This is a genomic window from Alcanivorax jadensis T9, from assembly GCF_000756655.1.
GTDB classification, from domain to species: Bacteria; Pseudomonadota; Gammaproteobacteria; order Pseudomonadales; family Alcanivoracaceae; genus Alcanivorax; species Alcanivorax jadensis.
The window spans coordinates 472,924-478,970 of the sequence record NZ_ARXU01000002.1 but is presented as its reverse complement, the minus strand read 5'-3'; the positions used below and the strand labels follow the sequence as shown (position 1 = coordinate 478,970).

At 53.5% G+C, this 6,047-nt stretch carries 8 protein-coding genes; 4 read left to right on the top strand and 4 right to left on the bottom strand.

From position 1 onward, the window contains the following. A partial coding sequence (locus tag T9A_RS04680; protein ID WP_035245473.1) for a cupin domain-containing protein occupies nt 1-319 on the bottom strand: 319 nt, incomplete at its 3' end. Nucleotides 320-745: 426 nt separating this feature from the next. On the opposite strand from T9A_RS04680, the gene T9A_RS04675 reads away from it, so the two are divergent. The 3 genes from T9A_RS04675 (at nt 746) to T9A_RS04665 (ending at nt 2,082) form a co-directional block, all read left to right on the top strand. Beyond that, complete coding sequence (locus T9A_RS04675) at nt 746-1,012, top strand: PepSY domain-containing protein (RefSeq protein ID WP_035245471.1); 267 nt, start codon at nt 746-748, stop codon at nt 1,010-1,012. A 5-nt stretch (nt 1,013-1,017) separates the two neighbouring features. Then, entirely contained in the window at nt 1,018-1,536 is a 519-nt protein-coding gene (locus T9A_RS04670; protein ID WP_035245469.1) for a cytochrome b/b6 domain-containing protein, read from the top strand. A gap of 123 nt (nt 1,537-1,659) precedes the next feature. Next, on the top strand, nt 1,660-2,082 hold the full coding sequence (locus tag T9A_RS04665; RefSeq protein WP_035245468.1) for a tetratricopeptide repeat protein: 423 nt from the start codon (nt 1,660-1,662) through the stop codon (nt 2,080-2,082). A 137-nt stretch (nt 2,083-2,219) separates the two neighbouring features. Here the strand turns inward: T9A_RS04665 and T9A_RS04660 are convergent, their stop codons facing one another. From T9A_RS04660 to T9A_RS04650, 3 genes are all read right to left on the bottom strand, one after another. Continuing rightward, the gene (locus tag T9A_RS04660; RefSeq protein ID WP_035245466.1) at nt 2,220-2,639 is read right to left on the bottom strand and encodes a universal stress protein; all 420 of its coding nucleotides are present in this window, start codon (nt 2,637-2,639) and stop codon (nt 2,220-2,222) included. Nucleotides 2,640-2,861: 222 nt separating this feature from the next. After that, a complete protein-coding gene (locus T9A_RS04655; protein WP_035245464.1) occupies nt 2,862-3,674 on the bottom strand; it encodes a MipA/OmpV family protein in 813 nt (270 codons plus the stop codon). 16 nt (nt 3,675-3,690) lie between these two features. Further along, nucleotides 3,691-4,440: a DUF1223 domain-containing protein gene (locus T9A_RS04650; RefSeq protein ID WP_035245461.1), complete on the bottom strand. Its 750-nt coding sequence runs from the start codon at nt 4,438-4,440 to the stop codon at nt 3,691-3,693. A 378-nt stretch (nt 4,441-4,818) separates the two neighbouring features. Here T9A_RS04650 and T9A_RS04645 point away from each other — a divergent pair, with 378 nt between their 5' ends. After that, on the top strand, nt 4,819-5,967 hold the full coding sequence (locus T9A_RS04645) for a zinc-binding dehydrogenase (protein ID WP_035245459.1): 1,149 nt from the start codon (nt 4,819-4,821) through the stop codon (nt 5,965-5,967). Nucleotides 5,968-6,047 lie beyond the last annotated feature (80 nt).

Here is a 6,047-nt window from a genome sequence, read left to right as displayed (position 1 = left end):
TCGTTGCGCCTTCCTTGCCGATGCGAGGCGTGTGAGTGGTGCCAATAGGGTTGCGCACGTAGGTGCCCGCTGGGTAGTCCTGATGTTCATCCGAGAACACCCCCTCCAACACCAGAAACTCTTCGCCGCCATCATGGGTGTGGGACGAGAACGCACTATGCGGGGCATACCGCACGATGGAGGTCGCCCGTGCTACCTCGTCGCCGATGCGATCCAGCATCATGCGCTCAACGCCGGGCATGGGTGAGGTGACCCATCGGTAATCCGTGGGACGAATGACCACGCGTTGATCGAAATTTGCATTGAGTAAGGTGGCCATGGTGCGCTCTTTTAAAAATATTGAGGGTGCTAGTGTCTGCCGGGATAAGCGTCGCGGTCAATGCTTCCAGGAATTTCTGAGGGCCGATCTTTTTGGGGGGGGGGATAGAAAACGTGCCGGTGCATCGTTTGGTTTGACAGACGATAAGGGTGGCTGTGTCTCGATAACGCAGCGGAGCCTTGTCCAATTGCGGGGTGCGGCGCAGTAGGTGATACTCATTAATTGGAAAATTTCCAACATCGTTGTGAACAGTTTGTGAATGTGCCCTACGGTGCGGGCCAAGGAAGGCTTGCCTCGGGCAGGATGAGCTGCCAAGGAACTTTGCGGCGTGTTACTTGACTGAAAAGATATGGCAAACTTGCTGGCCGTGCCGTTGAATGCTGGTCGGTACAGCCTCCTTGTTTTCAACCCCGAAGAGGAAAAAACATGCGTATTGTTCTTGTTTCGTCATTGCTTGCCCTGAGCGCCGCAGCCGTTGCGGGTCCTGAGTGCCAGGAGAAAGATCGTACAAAATGGATGGATAAGGATGCTTTCGAGCAGAAGCTGGTTGACGATGGCTACAAGGTCAAGGTGTTCAAGATCACTGATGGCGATTGTTACGAGCTGTATGGCTGGAATGAGGAAGGCAAGAAAGTTGAGATTTACTATGATCCAGTCACCGGCGAAACACTGAAGACCGAGATCAAGGACTGATTCAAATGGCTACTGTTCAGGTCTGGGATCCGCTGATCCGGATTTTTCACTGGACGGTTGCTGTTGTCTTTGTCGCCAACTATTTTTTCAATGAAAAAGGTGGCGATCTCCACATTATTCTGGGTTATACCGCAGCGGGTATGTTGGTGCTGCGGTTTTTCTGGGGGTTTGTGAGCCATGGTGCTGCACGCTGGTCTGATTTCTTCCCTACACCGTCACGGCTGGTTGCACACTGGAGCAGCTTGCTGCGTGGCGAGGGTTACCGTCGGCTAGGGCATACACCACTTGGTGCCGTGGTGATGATCCTCATGATGTCGTGTCTGGCAGGACTCGCCACTACCGGATATATGATGGAAGAAACCGACATGTTCTGGGGGGTTGAATGGGTGAAAGACCTGCACTGGGGCTTCGCTACGACATTGCTGGGGTTGGTTGTTCTCCACATCCTGGGGGTGTTGTATGAAAGCTGTCGCCTCAAGGAAAACCTTCCCTTGTCCATGATTACCGGGCGCCGTCGCCGCTAATACGCATTAGCCGGATTTACGTGGCGACTTGATTGATGCGTTCCCCCGCTTGGGTAGCCCTGAGCAGCATGCCAAACTATAAACATTAATCGGCAGTACCCACACACTGGCAGTAGAGCGAAAATGATTAACACCAAAATATACAAGGCAGTTTATGGGCTGGCTGAACAGCTGATGGAGGCTGACAGAAAAGGCAATAAAGGCGAGTTTGATTCTCTTTATGCGCAGCTACAAGCCATTTGTACCGAGAATGAAAGCACCGACAAGGACCACCCGGAGCAATGGGAGACCCTGGCCGACTTTACCGAAGATCTGGAAGAGGCGCTGAAGGGCTACGAAAAAGCCCTGGCGAAGGCCGAGAAGATCAACTCCAAAGACCACCTCTCATCTATCGCATTCTCCATGGCGAAATTGCATGTTGATCTAGGCCAAACCGATGCGGCAATCAAGAAACTGGAAGAAGCAAAAGTCAGCGCTAACAAGATTGAGGACAAAGAACTCAAAGCGGAAATTGATGAGTTGCTGGAAGGCCTACTAGGTAGCTAGAGTCAGCAGGCGAATAAGGGGCCCCGGCAATGACTGAATTTATGCGTGCCCCTCTCTTTGAGAAACAAGGTAGGACATGGATGGCGTCGTCTGGCCACCCATTTCGCCAGATATGAAAGGCCCGGCTTGCCGCATGCCTAACGCACGATGAAAACCGATATATCGCTGTGTTTGACGATGTTTGCGCCATTGGAACGAAGAATGTGAAGTTTGTCGGCAATGCCCGGGGTGTGCGAAGCCATGATAACCAGGTCAGCGCCCGTGTCCTTGATGGCTTCCAGGAGCCGGTCATCCAGTTCCACGGCGGTGTCAGGTGTCGATATGACCTTGCTGTCGGTGTCGATGCCGTGGGCCAGGCCTTGTTCCTTGGCAAAGGCACTGAGCTTCTCCGCCAGCTCTTCCGGGCTGTGCGCTGCAGAAGACGGGGCGCTGCTGGTCACGCTGACGTAGCACAGCGTAGAGCTATAGTGTTTGGCAATGTCGATAGCTGTGCTGAGAGTCTTCGGCATTTTGTCGGTGTGTGCCAGGTCGATGGGAACGAGTATCTTCCGGTACATGGCATTTCTCCTTATTCCGAGTCAGTGATTGCATCACTAGATTTCACATTGAAAAGGGTGGCATAGATCAGCGGATGTTGCCAAAAAGATGGGCCGGTCGTTGATCCAGGGCAATAGATCAGGTAGAAATAATAAAAATCAGCGATAGCAGATTTGATGAATGAAATGCCCGTTTTATCGTTTTAAATTGTCCGTTTTAAAATGGCGATCGTTCCTGGCATATCACCAGAAATAAAATATTCCGCCTATCGCGACGGAGGTAAGCGACCGTTCATTAATGATAGGGCTATCGGAAATTCCCTCTCCAAGATAATCCTCTTTGACGACAGCAAGAAAGTGCCAGTGTTTTCCCGGCGTCCAGATAGCGGTCAAGGCGGCCTGATAATTGAGTGAGCTATGTTCACCATAGGCGGGTCGGCCGGGCGCAGTTTCATCGGCGTCCACCCCGTAGAAATGCTCGACTAATCGACCGTCCTGCCAAACCAGTCCCAGAGATGGCGCGATGGTGAAATCTCCCCAGTTAACCCCGCGGCTGACAGTAATGCTCGTTTCCAGGCCGTCGCTCTCATTGCCTATATCTTTCAATAGGTTGGCAGATATTTGATACATGGACTGCTGATAGTCATAAGACAGCCCGGCAAAGACGGTGCGGTGTGTTGTCTCTATGCCGTTAAGTTCACCATTGTCAGCAAAGCCTGAGGTGACTTCATAGAAGCGAGGCGTGACGACCAGCCCCAATACGCTATTGTCTTTTTTAAAGAGATCCAGGCCGACATCAAGGCCTTCCAGGCTGAAGCGTTTATAGCGGATGGAAAAATAGGGGAGCCCTTCGTTTTGTTTATCGACACCGACAAAAGGCCGTTCGGTGATTGACGTTGTGACGCCGATACCGAAGTGGCTGGTGTCATCTAGGGGAGCCCGAGAAAGCGGCGTGTTGATAGCGGTCGGAGCTGCCACGGCCAGTGAAGAGGAAAGAAAAAGAAGGCTGGCGGCGACGTTACGAATACATGCCGAAGAGTATTTGTTGGCAAACATGGAGTCTCCGTAGACTTTAATGAATTGTGGTTTTTGACGGCAGGAGACTGCCCGCGGCTTGTACGGGCCTGGGGTCGCTGCTCTGGCTTATCCAGGCCACCAGCCCGGTGCGTTGTTGTCCGTTGTCGGGTGGAGAAGGTAGCGTGAGGGTCACGGTAGAAGACGGCATGGGTTGGTTTTTCCACTGCAAAACAACGAAATCGTGCTGTAAGGTTTTGCCGCGGTTCTCTCCACGTTGTATTGAGGACTCCAGGCCGAGGCCGATCCATGCGGTATTGAGCCGTGCGCTATCGGGAAGCTTGCCCTCGAACGTGGCCTGCGATGTCGGGTGTTGGTAGGTAACCGAAAGAACACCAACCTTTTTCCGTGATAGGGAACCCCGCCAGTTACGATCACGTTGAAAAAAGCCGCGCCACTCATTGCCGTTGATGAAAAAACCAGGTGTGTATACACGATTTGAGTCGTGAATCTGAGCGTAGCGACGTTGCCGGTCACTAAAGGCCGGGCTGGCATAAGGGTCTGCCCAACCGATGTAATCCCAGTAATCCACGTGAAAAGACAATGGGATAAACGTTGAAAATAGCCCTTCTTGCTTTCCCAGCGATTGCAGGAACCGGTCTGCCGGTGGGCATCTGCTGCAACCCTCGGAAGTGTAAAGCTCAATCAAAGAGACTTGTTGTTCGCCACTGCTGAATGTCAGCGGCGTGCTGCCGGCCTGCAGCATTGCAGACAAAAGAAAAAGAAACAGACTAAGCGGCGCGCGCATAAGAGAATCCCTATGGTTTAGGTTTGCGCTTTGATGTCTGTAGGCGGAGTTCGTTACAACCGCGGGAACATCGGGGTCGAGCATCGGGGTCAGGTCTTGCCCCGTGCGTTTGAGCCGAGCTCAACGAGTCCTATTCATTCGCCCAACTTATAGCACCTTTCCGAAACTGCTCTCTAATAAGAACAATCCCCGCTTGCTACTGTGAATCCCATCGCTATAAATCTATGCGTGTCCCGGACCTCGATCCGGACTTTGCTTCCCAGACTTCTCTTTGCTTGCTGGTAATGAACCATTTGGCTCCATGCGACCTGTTTAGTCATGTTTTTGCGCGACACTATAACTGGGTCAATGAAGCCCGCTTTGTGAGAGAAAATAACCATGAAAGCTGTTGTTTGCCACCACGGTGACTTTGAGGTTCAGGATGTGGCTGAGCCAGAGCCCGGCAAGGGCCAAATTCTGCTGAATGTGTTGCGCTGTGGTATTTGTGGGTCGGACCTGCATGCCCGGCATCATGCGGATGAACTGGCGGAGGCCACGGAGCGTGTCGGGTACCCCCATATTATGCGCAGTCATGAGCATGTGGTGCTGGGGCATGAGTTTGTGGGTGAGATTGCAGACTACGGTGCAAAAACGCACCGTCGTTGGAAGCCAGGAAAACGTGTTGTGGCCATGCCCATGCGTCGCAATAACGGGGTGGCACACCTGACAGGTTTGTCCACTCAGGCGCCTGGCGCCTATGCCGAACGTGTTCTGGTGGAAGAGTCGCTGGCCTTCCCGGTAACCAACGGAATTTCTGATGACCACGCTGCTTTGACTGAACCCATGGCGGTGTCTCTGCATGCGGTGAATCGGTCCGAGATCCGCCGTCGTGACACGGCGATTGTGATCGGTTGTGGGCCGATCGGTCTGGGCGTGATTGCCATGCTCAAGGCCAAGGGTGTGCGCCATATCGTCGCCAGCGATTACTCGCCGACGCGGCGCAATCTGGCCAAGGCCATGGGTGCTCATGTGGTGGTAGACCCGTCACAAGGTAGTCCTTATGAAGGCCTTGAGAAACGCGGGTTTGTGGTAGATGCGCCGCAGCTGTTCGACATGGCCCTGGATGGCATGGCCATGCTGCGCATGACGCCGTTGCCCTGGGAGCCGTTGTGGCGGGCGGCGGAAGTGGCCGGGGTGACCAAGCCGAAACGGCCGGTGATTTTCGAGTGCGTTGGCATTCCGGGAATGATCGAGAGCATCGTCGCGGATGCGCCGTTGCGCTCCTGCATTGTGGTGGTGGGCGTCTGCATGAAACGGGATCACTTTTTCCCGGTGAATGCCATCAACAAGGAAATTGATCTGCGTTTTACCCTGGGCTACATGCCCATCGAATTCCGCGATGCGTTACACATGATTGCCGAAGGCAAAGTGAATGTGGGGCCGATGATTACCGGCACGGTGGGATTGTCCGGAGTGGACGACGCCTTTGCCGCGTTGGGTAATCCGGAGCAGCACGCCAAGATCCTGATTGATCCGGGCCAACTGTGAATCACCAGCGAGGGCCACGATCCGTTACTGCCTTCCATAGGCCATAGGGCAGGGGGCAAGCAATCTGTGCCATTACCTCA

Excerpts from the sequence above, each read along its gene's own strand:
- T9A_RS04665 (WP_035245468.1), top strand. The coding sequence starts at position 1,660 with ATGATTAACACCAAAATATACAAGGCAGTTTATGGGCTGGCTGAACAG.
- T9A_RS04650 (WP_035245461.1), bottom strand. The coding sequence starts at position 4,440 with ATGCGCGCGCCGCTTAGTCTGTTTCTTTTTCTTTTGTCTGCAATGCTG.
- T9A_RS04660 (WP_035245466.1), bottom strand. The coding sequence starts at position 2,639 with ATGTACCGGAAGATACTCGTTCCCATCGACCTGGCACACACCGACAAA.
- T9A_RS04645 (WP_035245459.1), top strand. The coding sequence starts at position 4,819 with ATGAAAGCTGTTGTTTGCCACCACGGTGACTTTGAGGTTCAGGATGTG.
- T9A_RS04655 (WP_035245464.1), bottom strand. The coding sequence starts at position 3,674 with ATGTTTGCCAACAAATACTCTTCGGCATGTATTCGTAACGTCGCCGCC.
- T9A_RS04675 (WP_035245471.1), top strand. The coding sequence starts at position 746 with ATGCGTATTGTTCTTGTTTCGTCATTGCTTGCCCTGAGCGCCGCAGCC.
- T9A_RS04670 (WP_035245469.1), top strand. The coding sequence starts at position 1,018 with ATGGCTACTGTTCAGGTCTGGGATCCGCTGATCCGGATTTTTCACTGG.